Source organism: Thioclava sp. IC9 (genome assembly GCF_002213225.1).
Lineage (GTDB): Bacteria > Pseudomonadota > Alphaproteobacteria > Rhodobacterales > Rhodobacteraceae > Thioclava > Thioclava nitratireducens.
Genome location: NZ_NBNX01000001.1, coordinates 402,060 through 423,896, shown reverse-complemented (window position 1 = coordinate 423,896; position 21,837 = coordinate 402,060). Strand labels below are relative to the sequence as shown.

Here is a 21,837-nt window from a genome sequence, read left to right as displayed (position 1 = left end):
AGAACACTGGAGGAGAACGTGAGTCGAACCGGGCTCAGCCGATGCCGATCAGGCGGATCGCGCGGTCCTGTTCCATCAGCCACAGCAGCACCCGCGCCGCCTGTCCGCGCGGGCCGCTCAGCTCGGGATCGTCGGACAGGAGCTTGCGCGCATCCGACTGCGCCACCGCCATCAGACCGGCCTGACGTTCAAGGTCAGCCACGCGGAAACGCGGCAGGCCCGACTGCGCCGTGCCGATCACATCGCCCGCGCCCCGCATGGCGAGGTCTTCCTCGGCGATGCGGAACCCGTCCTCGCTTTCGCGCAGGATCGACAGGCGGCGTTCTGCCGTCTCGCTCAACGGGCTCTGGTAGATCATCAGGCAGGTCGAGGCCGCAGCGCCGCGCCCGACCCGCCCGCGCAGCTGATGGAGCTGCGCGAGACCGAAACTCTCGGCCCGCTCGATCACCATGATCGAGGCGTTGGGCACGTTCACGCCCACTTCGATCACCGTCGTCGCGACCAGCACGCGTGTCTGCCCCTTCACGAAGGCCGCCATCGCGGTGTCTTTCTCGGCGGAGGGCATCTGGCCGTGAACCAGTCCCACGACATCGTCGCCAAGCGCCGCGCGCAGCGCCAGAAAGCGGTCGGTGGCGGAGCTCAGATCGACCCGCTCGCTCTCTTCGACCAGCGGGCAGACCCAATAGGCCTGCCGCCCCTCAGACACCGCCTTGCGCAGATGCTCGACCACCTCTCCCATCCGCTCCATCGCGACGAGCGCGGTCTTGACCGGCGTCCGACCCGGTGGCTTCTCGTCGAGAAGGCTCACATCCATGTCACCATATTGCGCCAGCGCGAGCGAGCGCGGGATCGGCGTCGCGGTCATGACCAGCACGTCGACCGCCTGCCCCTTGGCACCCAGCTCCATCCGTTGCGCCACACCGAAGCGATGCTGTTCGTCGATCACGGAAAGCCGCAAATCCTGAAATTCCACGTCTTTCTGAAAAACCGCATGGGTGCCCACGAGGATACCAATCGCGCCCGAGGCCAGATCGGCGAGCTTGCGCGCCCGCTCCGCCCCCTTGTCGCGCCCGGTCAGAATCTCCAGCCGGACGCCCGCCGCCTCGGCCAGCGGCGCCAGACCTTCGAGATGCTGGCGCGCGAGAATTTCCGTGGGCGCCATCATCACGCCCTGCCCGCCAGCCTCGACCGCCGTCAGCAGCGCCATGAAGGCGACCAGCGTCTTGCCCGCGCCGACATCGCCCTGCAGCAGCCGGTTCATTCGCCGCTCGGAGCCCATATCGCCCGAGATTTCGGCGATCGCGCGGGTCTGCGCACCGGTCGGCTTGTACGGCAGGCTGGTCAGAACCTGCGCCGAGAGCTTGCCCGTGCCGCGCGTCACCCGACCCTTCTTGCGCCGCGACTGGCGCCGGGCGAGCGCGAGTGTCATCTGATGCGCGAAAAGCTCGTCATAGGCGAGGCGCGCGCGCGCCGGCGCTGTGGCCGCGAGATCGTCAATCTTTTCAGGGTGATGCGCCGTTTGCACCGCGTCGCGCCAATCCGGCCAGCCCTCGCGGCGTTTGAGCGCAGCGTCGATCCATTCGGGCAGGTCCGGCGCACGCGCCAAGGCCCCCTCGGCCGCCTTCGCCATCAGCTTTTGCGTGATGCCCGCGGTGAGCGGATAGACCGGCTCGAACCGGGGCATCTCGCCCGCATTTTCGGGCGGCAGGATGTAATCGGGATGCACGATCTGCGCCTGCCCGTCATAAATCTCGAGCTTGCCCGAAATGATCCGCCGCGCCCCGTTGGGCATCTGTTTCGCGAGCCAGTCGCCCCGCGCGCGGAAGAAGACCAGCGTGATGTCGCCCTGCGCGTCATGGCACAGAACCCGGTCTGGCGCGCCCTGCTTGCGCGCAGGGCTATGGGCTCCGATCGTCACTTCGACGGTGACTGTGGTGCCCGCGGGCACGCCTTGCACGGTCGCGACAGGACGGCGGTCGATCACCGAATAGGGCAAGGTGAACAACACGTCGCGCGGGCGCGTGATGTCCAACCCTTCGAAATGCTTGGCCGTTTTCGGACCAACGCCCGCGAGACTGTCGAGCTCGGCGAAGAGCTCGAACAGTTCGGAGGGCCGGGTGCTCATGCGCCCCCCGCGAGCGCGATCCATTCATCCTCGTCGATGACGCGAATGTTCAACTCGGCCGCTTTCTTGGCTTTCGATCCAGCGCCCGGCCCCGCGACGAGCAGGTCGGTCTTGGCGCTGACGGACCCCGAGACCTTCGCGCCAAGCGCCTCGGCCCGCGCCTTCGCCTCGGCCCGGGTCATTTTCTCCAGCGTGCCGGTGAAAACGACGGTGAGGCCCGAAACCGGACTGTCGGATTTCGGCTTCTCGGCCTCCTCGACACTCAAATGTGCGGTAAGACGGTCGATCGAGGCGCGCTCGGCCTCTTGCTGGAACGTCGTCACGACCGAGGTCGCGAGCGTCTCGCCGACGCCGTCGATCGAGATCAGATCGTCCCATTCCGGGCCCTGCCCGCAGTCTGCCTGCGTCATCGCGGTCTCGAACGCGTCCCACGTGCCGTAATGTGTGGCAAGCATCCCTGCGCTCGTCTCACCGACATGACGGATGCCGAGCGCGAAGATCAGGCGTTGCAGCGGAATCCTGCGTTTCTCTGCGATGGCGGCAAAGAGGTTGCGCGCCGATTTCTCTCCCCAGCCCTCGCGGTTCTTGAGCTGCTGGATGCCCTGCCCGTAGCGCTCTTCCAGCGTGAAGATGTCGGCAGGTTCCTTGATCCAGCCATCCTCGTAGAATTGCTCGACCTGTTTCGCGCCGAGACCTTCGATGTCGAAAGCCGCGCGAGAGACGAAATGTTTCAGCTTTTCCACGGCTTGCGCGGGGCATATCAGCCCGCCGGTGCAGCGGCGCACCGCATCGCCCTCTTCGCGGATCGCCTCGGATCCGCAGCGGGGGCAATGGGTCGGAAAGTCGTAGGGCACCGCATCTTCGGGGCGGCGCGCGAGATCGACATCGGCGATCTTCGGGATCACGTCCCCCGCGCGATAGACCTGTACCCAGTCGCCGACGCGGATATCCTTGCCGCCGCGAATTTCCGCGCCCTTGGAATCGCGCCCGGCGATGTAATCCTCGTTATGCAGCGTCGCGTTCGAGACGACCACGCCGCCCACCGTCACCGGCGTCAGCCGCGCGACCGGCGAGAGCGCGCCGGTGCGACCGACCTGAATGTCGATCCCTTCGAGCTGCGTCCAGGCAAGCTCGGCGGGGAATTTATGCGCGATCGCCCAACGCGGCGTGGTCGAGCGGAAGCCGAGGCGGCGCTGCAGCGCGAGGTCGTTTACCTTGTAGACGACGCCGTCGATATCGTAGCCGAGCGTGGCGCGCTTTGCCTCGATCTCGCGGTAATGGGCGAGCATGTCAGCAGGTCCGTCGCAAAGCTCGGTCAGCGGGTTGGTCTGGAAGCCGAGGGATTGCAGCCGCGCGATGGCCTCGATCTGGGTCTCGGCCAGCGGCGCGGAAAGCTCCCCCCAGGCATAGGCAAAGAACTTCAGAGGGCGCGACGCGGTCACTTTCGGGTCGAGTTGGCGCAAGGATCCAGCAGCGGCGTTGCGCGGATTGGCGAAACGCTTTTCGCCTGCGGCCTCGTTGCGGCTGTTGAGCGCCTCGAAATCGGCATGGCTCATATAGACTTCGCCGCGCACTTCCAGCACGTCCGGCGCATCCGCGATCGAGGTCGGAATGTCGTCGATGGTGCGTGCGTTCTCGGTCACGTTCTCGCCGACCGCACCGTCGCCGCGCGTGGCGGCATGGATCAGCTTACCCTTCTCGTAGCGGATCGAAAGCGACAGCCCGTCGATCTTCGGCTCAGCCGTGTAGTTCAGCTTTGCGTCGGATTTCAGACCGAGGAAGCTGCGGACGCTTTCGTCGAACTCGGTCACCTCCTCGTCAGAAAAGGCATTGGCGAGGCTCATCATGCGGATCGCATGTGTGATCTTGCCGAAGCCTTCCGCGAGTTGGCCGCCAACCTGTTCGGTGGGCGATTGCTCGGATTTCAACGCGGGAAATTTCGCCTCGATCGCTGCGAGGCGTTGCTTGAGCGCGTCATATTCCGCATCCGAAATCTCGGGCGCATCATGAGTATGATAGGCGGTATTAGCCGCCTCGATCTTGGCGATCAGGCTGGGCATTTCTGCGCGGGCCTCGGCCTCGCTCAGCGCGTCGATCTCGGTGCGGCTTGGCTCGGACATGGAAAACCCCCTCGTGCTGACCTTGGTTTAGGCAAGCGCCGAGGGGGCGTAAAGAGCCGTGACGACGGAGATCGCCGGCTTTGTGAAGTCAGGCGCCCATGGCGATGCGCCGCTCCAACTCCGAAGGGTCGGGATCGCGCAGCACGTAGCCACGGCCCCAGACGGTTTCGATGTAATTCTCGCCCTCGGTGGCATCGGCGAGTTTCTTGCGCAGCTTGCAGATGAAAACGTCGATGATCTTCAATTCGGGCTCGTCCATGCCGCCGTAGAGATGGTTCAGAAACATTTCCTTGGTCAGGGTCGTGCCTTTGCGCAGGCTCAGGAGTTCGAGCATCTGGTATTCCTTGCCAGTCAGATGCACCGGCTTGCCATCGACCTCGACCGTCTTCGCATCGAGATTGACCGAGATCTTGCCGGTGCGGATGATCGATTGCGCATGGCCCTTGGACCGGCGGATGATCGCGTGAATGCGCGCCACCAGTTCCTCGCGGTGAAAGGGCTTCGTCATGTAGTCATCGGCGCCGAAGCCGAATCCCTTGATCTTGTTTTCGGTATCGTCGGCCCCGGTGAGGATCAGAATCGGCGTGTCGATCTTCGACAGGCGCAGCTGACGCAACACCTCGTGCCCGTTCATGTCGGGCAGATTGAGGTCAAGCAGGATCAGGTCGTAATCGTAGAGTTTCGCGAGATCGATGCCTTCTTCACCCAGATCGGTGCAATAGACGTTGAGATTCGCATGGGTCAGCATCAATTCGATACTGCGCGAGGTCGTCGGGTCGTCTTCCACCAATAAAATACGCATTCTGGGTTCTCCGCATTAATCCCTCGATCAGGTCGAGACTTACATCAAATGGTTAACACCGGGTTACCTTCTCACGTTTCCGCGAGGGTGCAACCTAAAGCTGTTTGAGCTTCTGGATCGCGGTCACCTTAAGCCCTTGAATCCCGTGCCTTTCGATCGCTTCGATCCAGAGGTCGAGCTCCTCGTCGGAGAGCCCGTAGCGCTCCAGCACCTCATCGCGCGAGATCAGATCATGCGCGACCGCCTGCACGATTACGGCTTTTCGGCTTGCCACCCATCTTCGGGTTTTCGGAGAAGGCAGATCGGCACGGGTCAGGATCGTGCCGTCGGCGAGGGTCACCGCGCGCGGGCCGTCGACTTTCTTGAGATACATGGGCTCACCCCTTCAAGCTCTTCACGCCGGCCACATTGGTGCGCACGCCGTTAACACTGCGTGAAACGCGGGGTTGAGAGTGGGTCGCATTTTCCTATATTGCTGCACGTCTCGTTAAAGGACGCTTCATCATGCCCAAGGATCTGCCGCTCAATTCGCTCGGTTTCGCCAAACCGCCCGCGGACACCCGCGTCGTCGTCGCCATGTCGGGCGGCGTCGATAGCTCGGTCGTGGCCGCGAAACTCGCCGAGGAAGGCTATGACGTGGTGGGCGTGACGCTGCAGCTTTACGACCACGGCGCGGCGCTGGCCAAGAAAGGCGCGTGCTGCGCGGGGCAGGATATCCACGATGCCCGCCGCGTCGCCGAGGAGATGGGCTTCCCGCATTACGTGCTCGATTACGAGAACACGTTCCGCGAGGCGGTGATTGACGAATTCGCCGACGCCTACCTGGGTGGCGCGACGCCGGTTCCCTGCATCCGCTGCAACGAGCGCGTGAAGTTCAAGGATCTGCTGGAGACGGCGAAGGATCTCGATGCCGATTGCATGGCGACGGGCCATTACATCCAGCGCAAGGACGGCGCGGCCGGGCCCGAGTTGCATTGCGCAGCCGATCCGAACCGCGATCAGAGCTATTTCCTTTTCTCGACCACGCCGGAGCAGCTCGATTACCTGCGCTTCCCGCTGGGCCACCTGCCCTCGAAGGATGCGACGCGGGAACTGGCGGCGAAATACGGGCTGGCGGTGGCCGACAAACCCGACAGTCAGGATATCTGCTTCGTGCCGAACGGGAACTACGCAAGCGTCATCGAGAAGCTGCGCCCCGGCGCCGCCGATCCCGGCGATATCGTCGACATGGAGGGCAACGTGCTCGGCCAGCATCGCGGCGTGATCCATTACACGATCGGTCAGCGGCGCGGGCTTGGCATCGGCGGACTGGAAGATCCGCTTTACGTTGTGAAGCTCGACCCCGAGACGCGCCATGTCGTCGTCGGCCCGAAAGAGGCGCTGTCGACCCGCACCATCCCCGTGCGCGAGATCAACTGGCTAGGCGACGAGCCCTTCACCTCGCGCAAGGAATGGCATCTGAAGGTCAAGGTCCGCTCGACCCGCCCGCCGCGCGAGGCGATCATCCGCCCCGTCTCGGAGACCGAGGCCGAGGTCGAACTGGTCGTGCCAGAGGAAGGCGTCAGCCCCGGACAGGCCTGCGTGTTCTACGCGCCCGAGGACAGCCGCATCTTCGGCGGCGGCTGGATCTACAAGAAGTAAGCCCGCAGACTGCCCGCAAGCGGCACTGCGCGCGGCGAGCCCCTCCGGCTTGCCGCGCCAACGCGTTTTCGGATCGCTCAGACCGGCACGTCGCCGAGGCTCACCCCGTGCTTGCCGACCCGAGGCGTCACTTTTTTCCGACCGCCTTGGCGAGCGCTTCGCCCTCTTCGGTGGCAGAGCGCACCGCGCGTTCCGCGATCCCCGTCATCGAGGTGGCGAGCTTCGTCATCTCGGCGGTGTAATCGCTGGCCGTACGCTGCCAGAACTCACCCCAGAGCGTCATCGCGCGCATCGGATCGGCAGTTTCCGACAGCTGGTTGACCATCTCCTGATCACGCTCGAACCGGGCTTTCAGGAATTCGAGCAGTTCGATGTTCTGCGCGATCATCGATTCCATCATTTTGAGCTGCGGTGCCATCACCGAGCTTACCGAACCCATATCCGGCACCGGCATGCAGCCGGCCATGTTCATGCCGGGTGGGGATTTCTTCTCTGCCATGTAAGCCTCCCTTGTGACTGGATAGCACAACCCTAACATGGGCGCGCCGAAGATCGTTTGATTTGGAACAATCGTCGCGCGAAAAGCTTGCCCCAGGGCGATTGCCGAAAATTTGGGCCGGGCGCGCGCCCTCGCGTATGCATTTCGAGCGTTACCGTAAGTGAAAGACCGATGGCCGAGCCGCTTCTGATCCCGCGCCCCGAGGGGCTCTATTGCCCGAGCGGCAATTTCTACATCGACCCGAGTCGTCCCGTGGCGCGTGCGCTGATCACGCATGGCCACGCCGATCACGCGCGCGCAGGCCACGGGCATGTACTGGCCACGCGCCAGACGCTGGAGATCATGGCGATCCGCTATGGCGAGGATTTCGCAGGACAGCGGCAGGCTTACGAGGGGCCGCTCTCGGTGGGGGGCGTGGATGTCAGCTTTCATCCGGCGGGGCATGTGCTGGGCTCGGCGCAGATCGCGATCACGCATAAGGGGCAGCGCATCGTGGCCTCGGGCGATTACGCGCGCGTCGCGAACCCGTCCTGCGCGCCTTTCGAGCCGGTGCCCTGCGACACGTTCATCACCGAGGCCACCTTCGCGCTGCCGGTCTTCAAGCATCCCGATCCTGCCGAAGAGATGGCGAAGCTGATGGCCTCGATGCGCGCAGCCCCCGAGCGACCGCATCTGGTGGGCGCCTATGCGCTGGGCAAGGCGCAGCGCGTCATCATGCTCGCGCGCGAGGCGGGCTATGACGCGCCGATCTACATCCACGGCGCGCTGCAGCGGCTCTGCGACTACCACCTGGAGCAGGGCATCCCCTTGGGCGATCTGCGCCCCGCCACGATGGACAAGGCAGAGGCGCGGGAGCTGCGCGAGGCGCTGGTGATCGCGCCGCCCTCGGCCTTTTCCTCACCTTGGATACAGCGCTTCGCCGACCCGGTGATCTCTTTCGCCTCGGGGTGGATGCAAATCCGCGCCCGCGCCCGCCAGCGCGGCGTCGAGCTGCCGCTGGTGATCTCGGACCATATCGACTGGGTGGACCTCACGCGCACGGTGCGCGAGATCGACCCGTCCGAGCTGTGGATCACCCATGGCCGCGAGGAGGCGCTGATGCGCTGGGCGGAACTGGAGGGGCGCGTGGCCCGTCCGCTCCATCTTGTGGGCTACGAGGAGGAGCCGGAATGAAAGCCTTCGCGGTCCTTCTCGAACGTCTCGCCTTCACACCGGGGCGCAACGCCAAGATCGACGCGCTGGCCGATTACCTGCGCCACGCGCCCGACCCCGAGCGCGGCTATGCGCTTGCGGCGCTCACCGGAGAACTGGAACTGGGCCGCGCGCAACCTGCGGTCCTGCGCGCGATGGTGGGAGAACGGGTCGATCCCGAGCTGTTCGCGCTGTCCTATGACTACGTAGGCGATCTGGCCGAGACGATCGCACTCATCTGGCCGCAGGAAAATACGCCCCAGGACCTCGATCTGGTGGAGATCGTCGAGACCCTGCAGGACACGCCCAAGACCCGCGTCGGGCCGCTGATCGCCGGGTGGCTTGACCGGCTCGAGCCCTCGGAACGCTATGCGCTCTTGAAACTCGCGACCGGGGGGCTGCGCGTGGGCGTCTCGGCGCGGCTTGCCCGGGTGGCTCTGGCCTCGCTCGGCACGCCCGAACTTGAGGAGATCGAGGAAATCTGGCATGGGCTATCGCCGCCCTATCAGCCGCTTTTCGACTGGATCGAGGGCGGCGAAAAGCCCGAGCGCGCAGGTTTTGCGCCGTTCCGTCCGGTGATGCTGTCGACTCCCACCGATCTCGACGCGCTCACCGAGCTGACGCCCGACGACTTCGCCGCCGAGTGGAAATGGGACGGCATCCGCGTGCAGGCCGTGGCCGAGGGCGGCGAGAGGCGGCTTTATTCGCGCACCGGCGAGGATATTTCGGGGGCGTTTCCTGATGTAGTCGCGCATATGGCATTCGACGGCGCGCTCGATGGCGAGTTGATCGTACGGCGCGGCGATCAGGTGGCGCCATTCGGCGATCTGCAGAAGCGGCTGGGGCGGAAATCTCCGGGCAAGGCGATGCTCGCCTCCCACCCGGCGGCGCTGCGGCTCTACGATATCCTGATCGCGGGCGAGGAGGACCTGCGCCCCCTGCCCTTCGAGGCGCGCCGCACCCGGCTGGAGGCGTTTGTTGCTGACCTCAACCCCGAGCGCTTCGACGTCTCGGAACTGCTGCCCTTCGACACTTGGGAGGATCTCGCCGAGTTACGCGAAGCGCCGCCCGAGGTGGTGATCGAGGGCGTGATGCTGAAACGTCGCGATACGCCCTACATGGCGGGCCGCCCCAAGGGGCCGTGGTTCAAGTGGAAGCGCGACCCGCGGATCATCGACGCAGTGATCCTCTATGCGCAACGCGGGCATGGCAAACGCTCGGGCTTCTATTCCGATTTCACCTTCGGCGTCTGGGAGGGAGAGCATCTCGTGCCCGTGGGCAAGGCCTATTCCGGCTTTACCGATGAGGAACTGCGCAAGCTCGACCGTTTCGTGCGCAATCACACGGTGGAACGCTTTGGCCCGGTGCGATCCCTGTCGCCCGATCTGGTGGTGGAGGTCGCCTTCGAGGGGCTCAACCGCTCCACCCGACATAAATCCGGCGTCGCGATGCGCTTCCCGCGCATCTCGCGAATCCGCTGGGACAAACCCCCAGGTGAGGCCGACCGGATCGAGACGCTGCGCGCGATGCTGCCCGAGGTCGAGCAGCCCTAGCGGGTCAGCACGTAAGCTCCCGGCGCATCGCAGAGCGCGCGGTATTTGCGCCCCTTGCCCATCGGGGGCGGCGCGATCTCGGACCCGTCCCCGGTCTTGCGCAGCCATTTCGCCCAAGGCTCCCACCACGACCCGTCGCGAGGCGCACATTCCGAGGCCCAGTCCACGGCGGAGGGATGCGGCATGCCGGGGCGATGCTCCATCAGGCGGTAATGCGCCCGCGGCGCACCCGGCGGACGCACGATCCCGGTATTGTGCCCGCCCGAGACCAGCGCGAAATTCACCGCTCCCGGCAGCGACCATGTCAGCTTGAAGACCGAGTGCCACGGCGCGATGTGATCGGCCTCGGTCGCGACGGCGAAGACCGGCGTCTCGATATCCTGCAGGAAGACCGGCACGCCGCGCGTATCCATGCGTCCCTCTGCCAGATCGTTGTCGAGAAACAGCCGGCGCAGATATTGCGAATGCATCCGGTAGGGCATCCGCGTCGCGTCGTGGCTCCACGAGGCCAGCGCGCTGTCCGTCTCGCGCTCGCCCATCAGGTAGGTATGAACCGCCTGCGACCAGATCAGATCCTTCGACTTGAGCATCGTGAAAGTACCCGCCATCGCGGTCTTGTCGAGATAGCCCTCCTCCCACATCATATCTTCGATCAGGCTCAGCTGGTCTTCGTTGGTGAACAGGCTCAGCTCCCCGGCCTCGGTAAAATCGACCTGTGCAGCCAACATCGTCAGCGAGGCCAGCCGTTCGTCGCCATCGCGCGCCATCGCCGCCGCCGCGACCGACAGGAGCGTCCCGCCGAGGCAATAGCCCAGCCCGTGAACCTTCTCCGCACCGGTGATCGCGCAGACCGCATCGAGCGCCGTCATAACGCCCTTCTCGCGGTAGTCGTCGAAGCCCAGATCGCGGTCGCCCTCATCGGGATTTTTCCAAGAGATCGCGAAAACGGTGAAGCCTTGCCCCACGAGCCAGCGGATCAGCGAATTCGTCTCCTCCAGATCGAGGATGTAATATTTCATGATCCAGGCCGGCACGATCAGCAGCGGCACCGAATGGACCTTCTCGCTGCGCGGTTCGTATTGCAGCAGCTCGATCAGATCGTTGCGCACCACCACCTTGCCCGGCGTCAGCGCGAGATCGGTTCCCGGGATCAGCGTGGGTTCCGGCTTGGTATCGCCGGTGAGCGCCTTGACCGCATCCTCGCCCCAATAGCGCGCCCCGCGCAGGAGGTTCACCCCACCCTCCTTCAACGTCCGCTCGATCACTCGCGGATTGGTCGCGATGAAATTCGTGGGCGCCACCATGTCGAGCCATTGGCGCGCGTAGAACTGCATCATCTGTTCGTGCCGGGCCTCGACCCCGCGCACGTCCGTCGTGGCGTTGTGCCACCATTGCTGGGCATGCAGGAAACTCTGCGCGTAGAGGGAGTACGGAAACTGCTGCCAGTCGGGCGCGGAGAAACGGCGGTCCTGCGGCAGCGGTTCGAGCGGCTGCGCCTCGACATCGTCGCTGCTGTGCGGCGCCATTGCGCGCAACAGGTGCATCCATTTGCGCCCGGCCTTCCAGCCAAGCTCGGCCTGTTTGCCGGGGCTGAGGGCCAGATGCGTCGCCCAATCGGCCCAGGCAAGGCTCAGCGAGATCGGAGACAGCCCGCCCTCGGCCCGGCCCATCAACGCGTGAGAGAGACGGTCGAGCGCCTCGAAGGAGGCCAGCGCCGCGCTGTGTTCCTCGGTACGGGGCTGATCGGCGCCCGCGAGCTTGCTCACCACATTGGCCGATCCCGCGCCCGCCGTCGCGCCCTTGCGCGGCGACACCTTGCGTGACGTCCCCTTGCGCGGCGGCACCTTGTCCCCGGCCAGATCCTTCATCCCGCTGTCTCCTGCCTGTGCGATTCCACGCCAAGCCTAGCGCAGAAAGCATGACATTGGTTTGACCTGACGCAAGGGAGGACGCGCCCGCGGCACCTCCGGAAAACCGGCGCGATCTCACATGAACGGGAGGCGAATGAAATATCGGAACTGCGGCATTGCTGCATCGGTTCTCCCTGCACATCTCGAGACGCAAGGGCATAGGCGAGATGGCAGGCCGGGATACGCCACCCCCGGACATCGCCGTCGAGCGCAGATGCCTCGCGACATTCGGAAAGGCCGGGTTTCTCTCTCTCCCCCTCCCTGCCCGGGTTTCCGCGACGACCTGCTTCCGGGTTCTCTCGTCTCTCCTGCCCGGAAGCAGGCCCCATCACTCCCAACTCCCCGCCCGTTCTCGGGCGGGGTTTTTCTTTGCCGATCTCACCTGCGCGATAAAGCACGGCGCTCTGCGCGCGCCCGGCGGGGTGACACCGCGCGGCAAAGTGCTAGCTATGCCCGGTCATGCTGAGCAGGCTTCGCGAAAATATCATTCCGCTGACGGTGGCGCTGTCGCTCCTGATGGAGCTGATCGACGCGACCGTGCTGGCCACTGCGATCCCGGTGATCGCGCGGGACCTCTCGGTGCCGGTGCTGTCGCTCAAGATGGCGATGGCGACCTACCTGATCGCGCTCGCGGCCTTCGTGCCGATTTCCGGCTGGATCGCGGATCGGATCGGCGCACGACGAACGTTTCTGGCCGCGATGGGTGTGTTTCTCGTGGCCTCGCTCCTCTGCGCGATCCAGACGAGCGTGACGGGGCTCGTGCTGGCCCGCGCGCTGCAGGGCATCGGGGCCGCAATGATGAGCCCGGTGGGCCGGCTCATCGTGCTGCGCCACACCTCCAAGGAGGAGATGACCCGCGCGATGGTCTATGTCACCCTGCCCGCGCTGATCGGCCCGGCGCTGGGCCCCTTCGTCGGCGCGACGGTGACAACCTTCCTTGGCTGGCGCTCGATCTTCCTGATGAACCTGCCACTGGGCGCGCTGGCGATCTGGCTGACGCTGCGCCACATGCCCGCCGACGGACCGCCCGAGCCGAAACCATTCGATTTTCCGGGCTTCGTGCTCTCTGCCGTAGGTCTGGCCTCCGTGATGACCGGGTTTTCCGCGTTGGGCGAGCATATCCTGCCGTGGCAGGCCGCAGTCGCCCTCAGCGTCGCGGGCGTGGCCCTGCTGGTCCTCTACTGGCTGCGCGCGCGCAATACGTCCGAGCCGCTTCTCGATCTGCGGCTGTTCCGGCACAGGACGTTCGACGTTTCGATCACCGGCGGGCTGATCTTCCGGCTGTCGAACGGGGCGATCTCACTTCTGCTGCCGCTGTTCTTCCAGCTGGGGCTCGGCGCTTCCGTGATGGTCTCCGGCGCACTGACGGGTCTGAACGCGGTGGGCGCGGTCAGCCTGCGGACATTCGTGCCGCGCATCCTCGACCGGTTCGGCTTCAAATGGGTGATGATCTGGGCCGCCGTCATACGGGGCGCCACGATCTTCGGCTTCCTCACCGTGACCAGCATCCATGACTGGCAGTTGATCCCGCTTCTGCTGATCGGCGGCGCCGCGCAATCGGTGGTCTTCACCGCGATCAACTCAATCGGGTTTGCCGATCTCGACCTGCGCGAGATGAGCCCCGCCACCGCCTTCACCGCGATGAGCCGTCAGGTCTCGCTCGCGCTTGGCATCGCGCTGGCGGGCGTGGTGCTGGAACTGACCGCCGGGGCGGCCGCAACCACCACCGGGGCCGAGATGATCCCGATCCACGCTTTCCTCTGGGGATTTGCCATCGCAGGTGCGACGGGGCCGCTCTCGGCGCTTTATTTCTTGCGCTTGCGCCGGGGCGACGCCGACGGGCTGCGCCGCAAGCGCCGGACGGTCGAGCCCTACGGCTCCTCGCGCGAACGCTTCCACGCTCCGCAGTCCAAGGAGGCGCGCGAACCGGCCGAGTGAGCCCCAGGAGAGCAGCCGGAAAATCGGGGATGCACAAGGCGTTGAGCCGGTGTAGCGTGGCGCCATGATCAAGCTCGACCCCCGCGATATCGAAATTCTGCGCGTGCTGGCACGCGAGGGCCGCATCACCAAGGCGGCGCTGGCCGAGAAGATCAACCTCTCGCCGACGCCCGCATGGGACCGGCTGAAAAAGCTGGAGAAGGCGGGCCTCATCGCTGGCTATCGCGCGACCTTCAACCTCAAGAAGCTCGGGCCGCATGTGACGCTGTTCGTGGCCGCCGAACTGGCCGATCACACCGCCGCCAGTTTCCAGACCTTCGAGCGGTCGCTCGATCAGCACCCCGAGGTCGTGGGATGCTGGGCTCTGGGCGGCGGCTTCGACTACCTGATGCAGATCGTGACCCGCGACATCGACGCCTATCAGCGGCTGATCGACTCGATGCTGGACGCGCGGATCGGGATCGCTCGCTACTTCACCTATATCGTCACGAAGGAGGTGAAGAACGCCGCCATGCCGCCCTTCGACCTCTTCGCAGACCAAATGGACTGACGGTCGGCAGTATTTCAGCCCAAATGCGGGGCCCGCGCAGCCCATTCGGACTATTACCCTGTCAAAACGGGCGCAGAGTGATCTCAACCAAGGAGGTCTCTCATGCTCGATACCGCCATTTCCGCCCGCCCCGATATCGCCGACAAGCGCCTGCTGCGCAGCTTTGCCTATGTGAACGGTCGCTGGGTCGCCGGCGAGACGGGCGAGGTGATCCCCGTCACCAACCCCGCCAACTCGGAACGGCTGGGCGACATCACCGCACTCAGCCGCAGCCAGTCGCTAGAAGCCGTCGATGCCGCACAGCGCGCGTTTCTCGATTGGTCGACGACGCTCCCGCAGGAGCGCTCCGCGATTATGCGCCGCTGGTTCGATCTGATCATCGAGGCCAAGGATGACCTCGCGCGGATCATGGTGCTCGAACAGGGCAAACCGCTGAGCGAAGCTCTGGGCGAGATCGACTACGCGGCGAGCTTCATCGAATATTACGCCGAAGAGGCCAAGCGCCCGAATATCGAGGGCGTCACCTCGCATCTGCATGACGCAGAGGTGGAGCTGTGGCTCGAACCGGTGGGCGTCGTGGGCCTCGTCACGCCTTGGAACTTCCCCGCCGCGATGCTCACCCGCAAGGCTGCCGCCGCCATCGCCGCCGGCTGCACCGTGGTCACGCATCCCTCTCACGAGACGCCCTATTCCGCGCTGGCGCTGGCGGAGCTGGCCGAACGCGCGGGCCTTCCCGCAGGCGTGTTCAACGTGCTTACCGGCCACGCCGCCGAGATCGTCGAGCCTTGGGGAGAAGACACCCGTGTTCGCGCGCTGTCCTTCACCGGCTCGACCGAAGTAGGCCGCCTGCTCTATCGCCAATCGGCTCAGACGGTGAAGCGACTGGTCCTCGAACTGGGCGGCCACGCCCCGGTCATCGTCTTCAAGGGTGCCGATCTTGACCGGGCGGTGGAAGAGGTCATCAAGGCGAAATTCGCAACCTCCGGTCAGGACTGCCTCGGCGCGAACCGCATCTATGTCGAGCGCCCCGTCTATGAAGAGTTCTGCCGTCGGTTCACCGAGGCCACACAGGCGCTGAGCGTGGGCATCGGCATGGACGACCCCGATATCGGACCGCTGATGAACGAAAAGGCCGTCGCCAAGCAGGAAGAGCATGTCGCCGACGCGCTGTCCAAGGGCGCGAAACTGGCCTGCGGTGGCAAGCGGCTCGACCGCGGCCCGCTGTTCTTCGCGCCGACCGTTCTCACGGATGTGCCCGACAGCGCGAAGATCATGCAGGAGGAAACCTTCGGCCCGGTCGCTCCGATCACCGTCTTCGACAGCGAGGAAGAGGTATTCGATCGCGCCAACGCTAACGAATACGGGCTCGTGGCTTACGTCCATAGCCAGAACCCGAAACGCATCTACCGCGCCACCCGCGCGCTGCAATTCGGCATGGTCGCGGTCAACCGCACCAAGGTCACCGGCGCGCCGATCCCGTTCGGCGGCATGAAGCAGTCCGGCCTCGGCCGCGAAGGCTCGCGCCGCGGAATGGAGGAGTTCATGGAAATCAAATACGTCTGCCGCGACTGGGGCTGATCGCCCCGCCCGGACGCCCCAAGACAAGAAGAAGGAGAGAAAATTGCTGACCAATGACCAACTCGACAAGTGGGATCGCGAAAGCTTCTTCCACCCCTCGACCCATCTCGCCCAGCACGCGCGCGGCGAGTCCCCCAACCGCATCGTCACCGGCGGCAAGGGCGTCTTCATCGAGGATCGCGACGGCAACAAGCTGCTCGACGCCTTCGCAGGCCTCTACTGCGTGAACGCGGGCTACGGGCGCACCGAAATCTCCGAGGCCATCGCCGAGCAGGCGAAGGAACTGGCCTATTACCACGCCTATGTTGGCCACGGCACGGAAGCCTCGATCACGCTGGCGCATATGGTCCTCGACCGTGCGCCCGATCACATGTCGAAGGTCTATTTCGGCCTGTCGGGCTCGGATGCGAACGAGACCAACATCAAGCTGGTCTGGTATTACAACAACATCCTGAACCGCCCCAAGAAGAAGAAGATCATCTCGCGCTGGCGCGGCTATCACGGCTCGGGGCTGATGACCGGCTCGCTCACGGGGCTGGAGCTGTTCCACAAGAAGTTCGACCTGCCGCTGAGCCAGGTGGTCCACACCGAGGCGCCCTATTACTTCCGCCGCCCCGATGAGGCGATGTCGGAAGAGGCCTTCACCGCCTATTGCGCCACGGAGCTGGAGCAGCTGATCGAACGCGAAGGCCCCGACACCATCGCCGCCTTCATCGGTGAACCGGTTCTGGGCACGGGCGGCATCGTGCCCCCGCCGAAAGGCTACTGGGAGGCGATCCAGAAGGTTCTGAACAAATATGACATCCTGCTGATCGCAGACGAGGTCGTGACCGGCTTCGGACGTCTGGGGAGCATGTTCGGCTCGGATCACTACGGCATGAAGCCCGACCTGATCACCATCGCCAAGGGCCTGACCTCGGCCTATGCGCCGCTCTCCGGCACGATCGTGAGCGACAAGGTCTGGAAAGTGCTCGAGCAAGGCACCGACGAGAACGGCCCGATCGGCCACGGCTGGACCTATTCGGCACACCCGATCGGGGCGGCGGCCGGTGTCGCGAACCTCGAACTGATCGACAAGCTGGGTCTGGTCGAGAATGCGGGTAAAGTCGGCAAATACCTCAATGACCAAATGCGCGCCGCCATCGGCGAGCACGCGAATGTCGGCGATATCCGCGGCGAAGGGATGCTCTGCGCGGTGGAATTCGTCTCGGATCGCGACAACCGCACCTTCTTCGACGCCTCCGACAAGATCGGCGCGAAGATCGCAGGCGCGATGGTCGAGCGTGGCGTAATCGGGCGTGCGATGCCGCAGGGCGACATCCTTGGCCTCGCCCCGCCGCTGTGCCTGACCGAGGCAGAGGCCGACAAGATCATCGAAGTCACCGCCGATGCCGTGAAATCGGTGCTGGGCTAAGGCCCCTCGGCAGGGGTCGTCTTACGAGGCGAGCTCTGCCAGCCATGCGGCAATCGCCGCGCGGCTGTCGGGATCGGGCGAATGATGCGAGACGATGAAATCGTCGAGCCATTCGCGCCGCTCCTCCGGCGTCTTCGAACCGAGCGCCCAGCCGAGCCTTGCCATCAATCGCTCCGCATCGCGATGACAGCGCCCACAGGATTGCGTGAAAAGCTGCGCCGGATCGGGTTCGGCCAAAGCGCTTCCCGCCCAAAATGTCAGCGTCATCACCAAAAAGACGCGCATCACGCCCTCCCGAGAAACTCCAGAACCGAACGCGCCGCACGAAGGCCGGGCGGTTCGCCGCCCTCGCCCAAACGGCGCATCACCTCTTCCATCGCGGCCATCTGCTCGTCACGCGCCGCGTCTTCTTCCAGCAACTCCAGCATCTTCGCCGAAATCTCGCGCGGCTTGCATTCTGGGCCGAGGAATTCCGGGATCACCCGCGTGTCCGAGACCAGATTGACCAGCGTCACCGTGTCGATCTTGAGCATCCGCGAGATAATATGCCAAGTCAGGAAATTCGCGTCATAGGCGATGACCATCGGCACCCGGTTCGCCGCCAGCTCCAGGCTGACAGTCCCCGAGGCCGCCAGAGCGATATCGGCGGCGGCGAAGGCCGCGCGCTTGTCATCGGCATTCTCGACCACGATCGGCGCGACCGGCCAGCGCGCGGTCATCTCGCGCACCATTGGCGCCACGCCCCGCACCGTCGGCAGCACGACGCGCAGCCCCGGCTCGCGGTCGCGCAGCTGCATCAGCGCCTCGTCGAACCGTGCCCCGAGCCGCTTTACCTCGCCGCGCCGCGAGCCCGGCAGACACAGCGCCAGCGGTTGATCCTCGCCGATCATATGGGTCTCGCGGAAGGCCGCCGCGTCCGCACCGGTCGCACGCGGTTCGGCGACGACGGGATGGCCCACGAAATCGCAACTCATCCCGGCGGCTTCCATATAGGGCGGCTCGAAAGGCAGCAGCGCGAGCACGTGATCGACCACCCGCGCCATCTTCTGCGCACGCCCCGGACGCCACGCCCAGACCGAAGGCGCGACATAGTGGACCACCTTGAGATCAGGGCGTTTTTCCTTCACCAGCCGCGCGACGCGAAGGCAGAAATCGGGACTGTCGATGGTGATCAGCGCTTCGGCGCCGCTATCGATCACATGATCCGCGGTCTCGGCGATGCGACGTTTCAGATGGCGGTATTTCGGCAGGACTTCCATCAGCCCCATGACCGAAAGCTCTTCCATCGGGAAGAGGCTGGTCAGGCCCTGCGCGCCCATTTCCTCGCCGCCAATGCCGGACCATTCGACCTGCGGCGCAAGCTCGTTAATCCCCGCCATCAGGGCGCCGCCGAGCTTGTCGCCCGAAGCCTCGCCCGCGATGACGTAGAGCCTCATGACGCCCGCGCCCAGAGAAAGAGGCCCGCTTCCTCGGCGGCCTCGATGACCGCGTCGCGGTCGAGAAGCATCACGCCGCCCGCCTCGAAGGCGATGCCGGACAGGCCAGCAGCGGCGGCGTTCTTCACCGTCTCAACGCCAATGGCGGGCAGATCGGCGCGACGGTCCTGATCGGGTTTCGGTGCCTTGTAGAAGACCCCTTTCACCGCTTTAAGATCGCCGCGCAAGCCTTTGTGGTGACGCACGAAATCGAGCATTGCGTCGGTGCCCGGCAGTGTCTCGACGGCAAGGCAAAGCCCGCGCCCAACGACCGCCCCCTGACCGACATCCGAGGCCCCAAGCGCGGCCACGATTTCGGCGCCACGCTCGGCGTCGTCTTCGTCCACGGCGGACGGTTTGCCGCACAGCACACCCGCCTCGGGCAGCAATGCTGGCACTATTTCATGCGCGCCGACGACCTCCAGATCGAACTCCTCGAAGACCTCGATCACCGCCCGCAACGTTGCATCGTCGCCCGCCTGCATCGCCATGGCGAGACGCGGCACCAGTTGCGCCGAGCGCGGATCGAACTGCTCGGGGTCGATCGCCGGTCGCTGCATCGCGCCGGCGAACACCACTCGCTCGATCCCGCGATCGGCCAGTTCGTCGAGAAACGGCACCAGCCGCTCGATCCGGAATCGCAGGTGATCGCCATCCAGATCGCAGGGCGCGCCGATCATCTCGCAAACGAGGATGTCCGGCACGGCTTCTTGCACGATCGCGGGCAGACGGCCAGAGCCGGCGATCAGCGCGGTATGCTTGCCCCCGCTCATTTGCCGGGCGTCAGGAAGCTGCGCTCGGACGGGCCGAGGATGAAGTCGAGCACTTCGCGTGCCAATTCGCCCTCGACGCCCTGATCGGAGAGGGTTCGCGCGCTTTCGCGGAAGCTGCCCTGACCGAGCGCCTCGACGGTCTTGCGCAATGCCGAGATTTCCTCGCGCGGGGTTCCACGACGCTTCAGGCCCACGAGGTTCAGCCCTTCGAGCCCGGCGCGCGGTCCTGCGACCAGCGCGTGCGGGATAACATCCGCCGTCACCATCGACAGCGCGCCGATGATTGCGCCGCGCCCGATGCGGACGAACTGGTGCACGCCCGAGAGGCCCCCGACGATCACGTCATCGCCCAGCACGCAATGCCCCGCCACCGCGACCGAATTCACCAGAATGACCCGATCGCCCAGCTTGCAGTCATGCGCGACGTGGCACGACGACATGAAGAGCCCGTCATCGCCGATCTCGGTCAGCCCGCCGCCGCCCTCCGTGCCGGTGTTCATCGTCACGTATTCGCGGATGCGGTTGCGCTTGCCGATCTTCAGCCGCGTCTTCTCGCCGTTGAATTTCAGATCCTGCGGGATCTGCCCGAGCGAGGCGAAAGGAAACACCTCCGTCTCGTCGCCGATCTCGGTCGCGCCTTGCACGACGACATGGCTTTGCAACGACACGCCGCGGCCGAGCACGACCTCGGGGCCGACCACGCAGAACGGACCGATCCGGCAGTCCGGACCGATCACCGCCCCGGGCTCGACCACCGCGGAGGCGTGAATCTGCGCGCTTGGGTCAATGCTCATGCATTCAGCCCTGAAGGTCCATCATCGCGGTGAACTCGGCTTCGGCGGCCAGTTCGCCATTCACCGTACCCCGGCCCTCGAATTTCCAAATCTTGCCGCCGCCACGCTTCACGGAGACATGCAGCTCCAGCACGTCGCCCGGAACCACCTTGCGACGGAACTTGCACTTGTCGATACCCATGAAATAGGTCAGCAGCGGCTTGTCGATCACGTCGAGCGAAATCCCCACGACGACCGCCGAGGTCTGCGCCATCGCCTCGACGATGGTGACACCGGGCATGATCGGCTCTTCCGGGAAGTGGCCCTGGAAATGCGGCTCGTTCGCGGTGACGTTCTTGATTCCGACCGCGCCCTTGTTCGGAACGATGTCACGCACCTTGTCGATCAGCAGGAACGGATAACGATGCGGAATGATGCGCTTGATGAGCGACAGATCGGCTTCGGTATAGGGGGCGGGTTCGGTCATGAGCTGTCCTCGTTCTCGGGCAAATTGCGCCTGCGGCCGCATTAGGGCGCCGCATCACGCAATCGTCGCTTTTGGCTTGTTGCTAGCAATCGCGGCCTCGCTTGGCAAGCAGCGCGCGCCTGCTATTGCCCCGGCTTGGTGTCCGTCGGAGTGGCCTGAGTACCATCTACCACCGGCAGACCGAGCGGCAATCCGGGCGCATCGCGGGTCGCCCCGTCCAGCGTGGAATTGCCGTTGCCCTTGGGCTTCGTGTTCGGCGTCGTATCCACGAAAACGCCTGCCTCGCCACTCGAATCCGTCGTCGCGCCATTCGCAGGTTGATCCGGAGCGGGCTGAGACGGCGCCGCCTGATCCGAAGGCGCGGGCGTATCGGTCGCCGCACCCGCGCTGTCATTGGAGGCGGGCGGGACCAGCGGCGTCACGCGCCCGGCCCCGTCGCCGATTTCCTTATCGACCCGCGCGCCGAGTTCCTGCGTCACGTCGGCCTGCGCGAGCCCGCGGATGATCGCGCGGGAATCGAGCACCACGACCGCACCGCGCGCCCGCAGTACCTCGTCGAGCAACGGCACCACCGTTTGCACGAAGGTCTGGTGCTCCTGATTGAGCTGGCGCTGGATCGCATCGGCCTTGGCCTTCTGGGCCTGACGAATATCGGTTGCCCGCTTATCGAACGCATCGGCGGCTTTCTGGAACGCGTCCGAAGGCATCGTCAGCCGCTCCTCGGTGAGCTTTCGCTCCTCCGCCTCGAGCTGACTCGCGATCCGGTCGTTTTCCTTGCGCAGCGCGCTCGAGGCGGCCTGAATCTCGGATTGCACCCGCTTGCCCCACAGCGAGTTGTCGTAAAGCTTCTCCCAATCGAGGGTCAGAACCGCGCTCTGTTGTGCGCGCGGCCCCAAGGCCTGCGCGTCGGGAGTCTGACCTGCCGATTGCGCGACAGCCGCGCCGGGCCCGAAGGCCAGCGCGGCTGCGATAAGGGTGACGGAGATACGGCTCAGACGCATCGCGCGC

The 21,837-nt window shown here is 65.2% G+C and carries 19 protein-coding genes; 7 read left to right on the top strand and 12 right to left on the bottom strand.

Annotated elements, in window-relative coordinates; all coding sequences use genetic code 11:
• Positions 1-34 precede the first annotated feature (34 nt).
• The 4 genes from recG to B6V76_RS01890 form a co-directional block, all read right to left on the bottom strand.
• Entirely contained in the window at positions 35-2,125 is a 2,091-nt protein-coding gene (gene recG / locus B6V76_RS01905; RefSeq protein WP_088726887.1) for an ATP-dependent DNA helicase RecG, read from the bottom strand.
• Complete coding sequence (gene ligA / locus B6V76_RS01900) at positions 2,122-4,245, bottom strand: NAD-dependent DNA ligase LigA (RefSeq protein WP_075774872.1); 2,124 nt, start codon at positions 4,243-4,245, stop codon at positions 2,122-2,124. The genes recG and ligA overlap by 4 nt, the downstream gene beginning before the upstream one ends.
• A gap of 88 nt (positions 4,246-4,333) precedes the next feature.
• Complete coding sequence (locus tag B6V76_RS01895) at positions 4,334-5,047, bottom strand: response regulator transcription factor (protein WP_075774873.1); 714 nt, start codon at positions 5,045-5,047, stop codon at positions 4,334-4,336.
• Positions 5,048-5,141: 94 nt separating this feature from the next.
• Positions 5,142-5,420: a DUF1153 domain-containing protein gene (locus tag B6V76_RS01890; protein ID WP_075774874.1), complete on the bottom strand. Its 279-nt coding sequence runs from the start codon at positions 5,418-5,420 to the stop codon at positions 5,142-5,144.
• A 131-nt stretch (positions 5,421-5,551) separates the two neighbouring features.
• Here B6V76_RS01890 and mnmA point away from each other — a divergent pair, with 131 nt between their 5' ends.
• Positions 5,552-6,688 carry a tRNA 2-thiouridine(34) synthase MnmA gene (gene mnmA, locus B6V76_RS01885; RefSeq protein ID WP_088726517.1) on the top strand — a complete coding sequence of 379 codons (1,137 nt, stop codon included), beginning with the start codon at positions 5,552-5,554 and terminating at the stop codon, positions 6,686-6,688.
• Positions 6,689-6,815: 127 nt separating this feature from the next.
• Here the strand turns inward: mnmA and B6V76_RS01880 are convergent, their stop codons facing one another.
• Positions 6,816-7,187 carry a phasin family protein gene (locus B6V76_RS01880; protein ID WP_075774876.1) on the bottom strand — a complete coding sequence of 124 codons (372 nt, stop codon included), beginning with the start codon at positions 7,185-7,187 and terminating at the stop codon, positions 6,816-6,818.
• 171 nt (positions 7,188-7,358) lie between these two features.
• On the opposite strand from B6V76_RS01880, the gene B6V76_RS01875 reads away from it, so the two are divergent.
• The gene (locus tag B6V76_RS01875; protein ID WP_088726515.1) at positions 7,359-8,360 is read left to right on the top strand and encodes a ligase-associated DNA damage response exonuclease; all 1,002 of its coding nucleotides are present in this window, start codon (positions 7,359-7,361) and stop codon (positions 8,358-8,360) included.
• Positions 8,357-9,931, top strand: coding sequence for a cisplatin damage response ATP-dependent DNA ligase (locus B6V76_RS01870; RefSeq protein WP_088726514.1), 1,575 nt, complete (start codon positions 8,357-8,359; stop codon positions 9,929-9,931). Before B6V76_RS01875 ends, B6V76_RS01870 begins: the two co-directional genes overlap by 4 nt.
• Here the strand turns inward: B6V76_RS01870 and B6V76_RS01865 are convergent.
• Complete coding sequence (locus B6V76_RS01865; protein WP_088726513.1) at positions 9,928-11,799, bottom strand: alpha/beta fold hydrolase; 1,872 nt, start codon at positions 11,797-11,799, stop codon at positions 9,928-9,930. The two genes, B6V76_RS01870 and B6V76_RS01865, sit on opposite strands and share 4 nt — an antisense overlap.
• 501 nt (positions 11,800-12,300) lie before the next feature.
• Between B6V76_RS01865 and B6V76_RS01860 the strand changes: the two genes are divergently transcribed.
• The 4 genes from B6V76_RS01860 to B6V76_RS01845 all read left to right on the top strand — a co-directional run bounded on the left by B6V76_RS01860 (position 12,301) and on the right by B6V76_RS01845 (position 17,321).
• Positions 12,301-13,779, top strand: a complete 1,479-nt coding sequence (locus tag B6V76_RS01860; RefSeq protein WP_088726512.1) for an MFS transporter — start codon at positions 12,301-12,303, stop codon at positions 13,777-13,779.
• 67 nt (positions 13,780-13,846) lie between these two features.
• Positions 13,847-14,329, top strand: a complete 483-nt coding sequence (locus B6V76_RS01855) for an Lrp/AsnC family transcriptional regulator (protein WP_075775114.1) — start codon at positions 13,847-13,849, stop codon at positions 14,327-14,329.
• Between the two features lie 102 nt (positions 14,330-14,431).
• Positions 14,432-15,907 carry an NAD-dependent succinate-semialdehyde dehydrogenase gene (locus B6V76_RS01850; protein ID WP_088726511.1) on the top strand — a complete coding sequence of 492 codons (1,476 nt, stop codon included), beginning with the start codon at positions 14,432-14,434 and terminating at the stop codon, positions 15,905-15,907.
• A 43-nt stretch (positions 15,908-15,950) separates the two neighbouring features.
• Positions 15,951-17,321: an aspartate aminotransferase family protein gene (locus B6V76_RS01845; protein ID WP_088726510.1), complete on the top strand. Its 1,371-nt coding sequence runs from the start codon at positions 15,951-15,953 to the stop codon at positions 17,319-17,321.
• 21 nt (positions 17,322-17,342) lie between these two features.
• Here B6V76_RS01845 and B6V76_RS01840 read toward each other — a convergent pair whose 3' ends face one another.
• The 6 genes from B6V76_RS01840 to B6V76_RS01815 all read right to left on the bottom strand — a co-directional run bounded on the left by B6V76_RS01840 (position 17,343) and on the right by B6V76_RS01815 (position 21,830).
• Complete coding sequence (locus tag B6V76_RS01840; protein ID WP_088726509.1) at positions 17,343-17,606, bottom strand: hypothetical protein; 264 nt, start codon at positions 17,604-17,606, stop codon at positions 17,343-17,345.
• Complete coding sequence (lpxB, locus tag B6V76_RS01835) at positions 17,606-18,757, bottom strand: lipid-A-disaccharide synthase (protein WP_088726508.1); 1,152 nt, start codon at positions 18,755-18,757, stop codon at positions 17,606-17,608. The genes B6V76_RS01840 and lpxB overlap by 1 nt, the downstream gene beginning before the upstream one ends.
• On the bottom strand, positions 18,754-19,569 hold the full coding sequence (lpxI, locus tag B6V76_RS01830) for a UDP-2,3-diacylglucosamine diphosphatase LpxI (RefSeq protein WP_088726507.1): 816 nt from the start codon (positions 19,567-19,569) through the stop codon (positions 18,754-18,756). Before lpxI ends, lpxB begins: the two co-directional genes overlap by 4 nt.
• Entirely contained in the window at positions 19,566-20,363 is a 798-nt protein-coding gene (gene lpxA / locus B6V76_RS01825) for an acyl-ACP--UDP-N-acetylglucosamine O-acyltransferase (RefSeq protein ID WP_088726506.1), read from the bottom strand. The genes lpxI and lpxA overlap by 4 nt, the downstream gene beginning before the upstream one ends.
• A gap of 4 nt (positions 20,364-20,367) precedes the next feature.
• A complete protein-coding gene (fabZ, locus tag B6V76_RS01820; RefSeq protein ID WP_075774887.1) occupies positions 20,368-20,829 on the bottom strand; it encodes a 3-hydroxyacyl-ACP dehydratase FabZ in 462 nt (153 codons plus the stop codon).
• 122 nt (positions 20,830-20,951) lie between these two features.
• Positions 20,952-21,830 (bottom strand): OmpH family outer membrane protein, encoded by an 879-nt coding sequence (locus B6V76_RS01815; protein ID WP_088726505.1) that lies wholly within the window; start codon positions 21,828-21,830, stop codon positions 20,952-20,954.
• Positions 21,831-21,837: the final 7 nt, after the last annotated feature.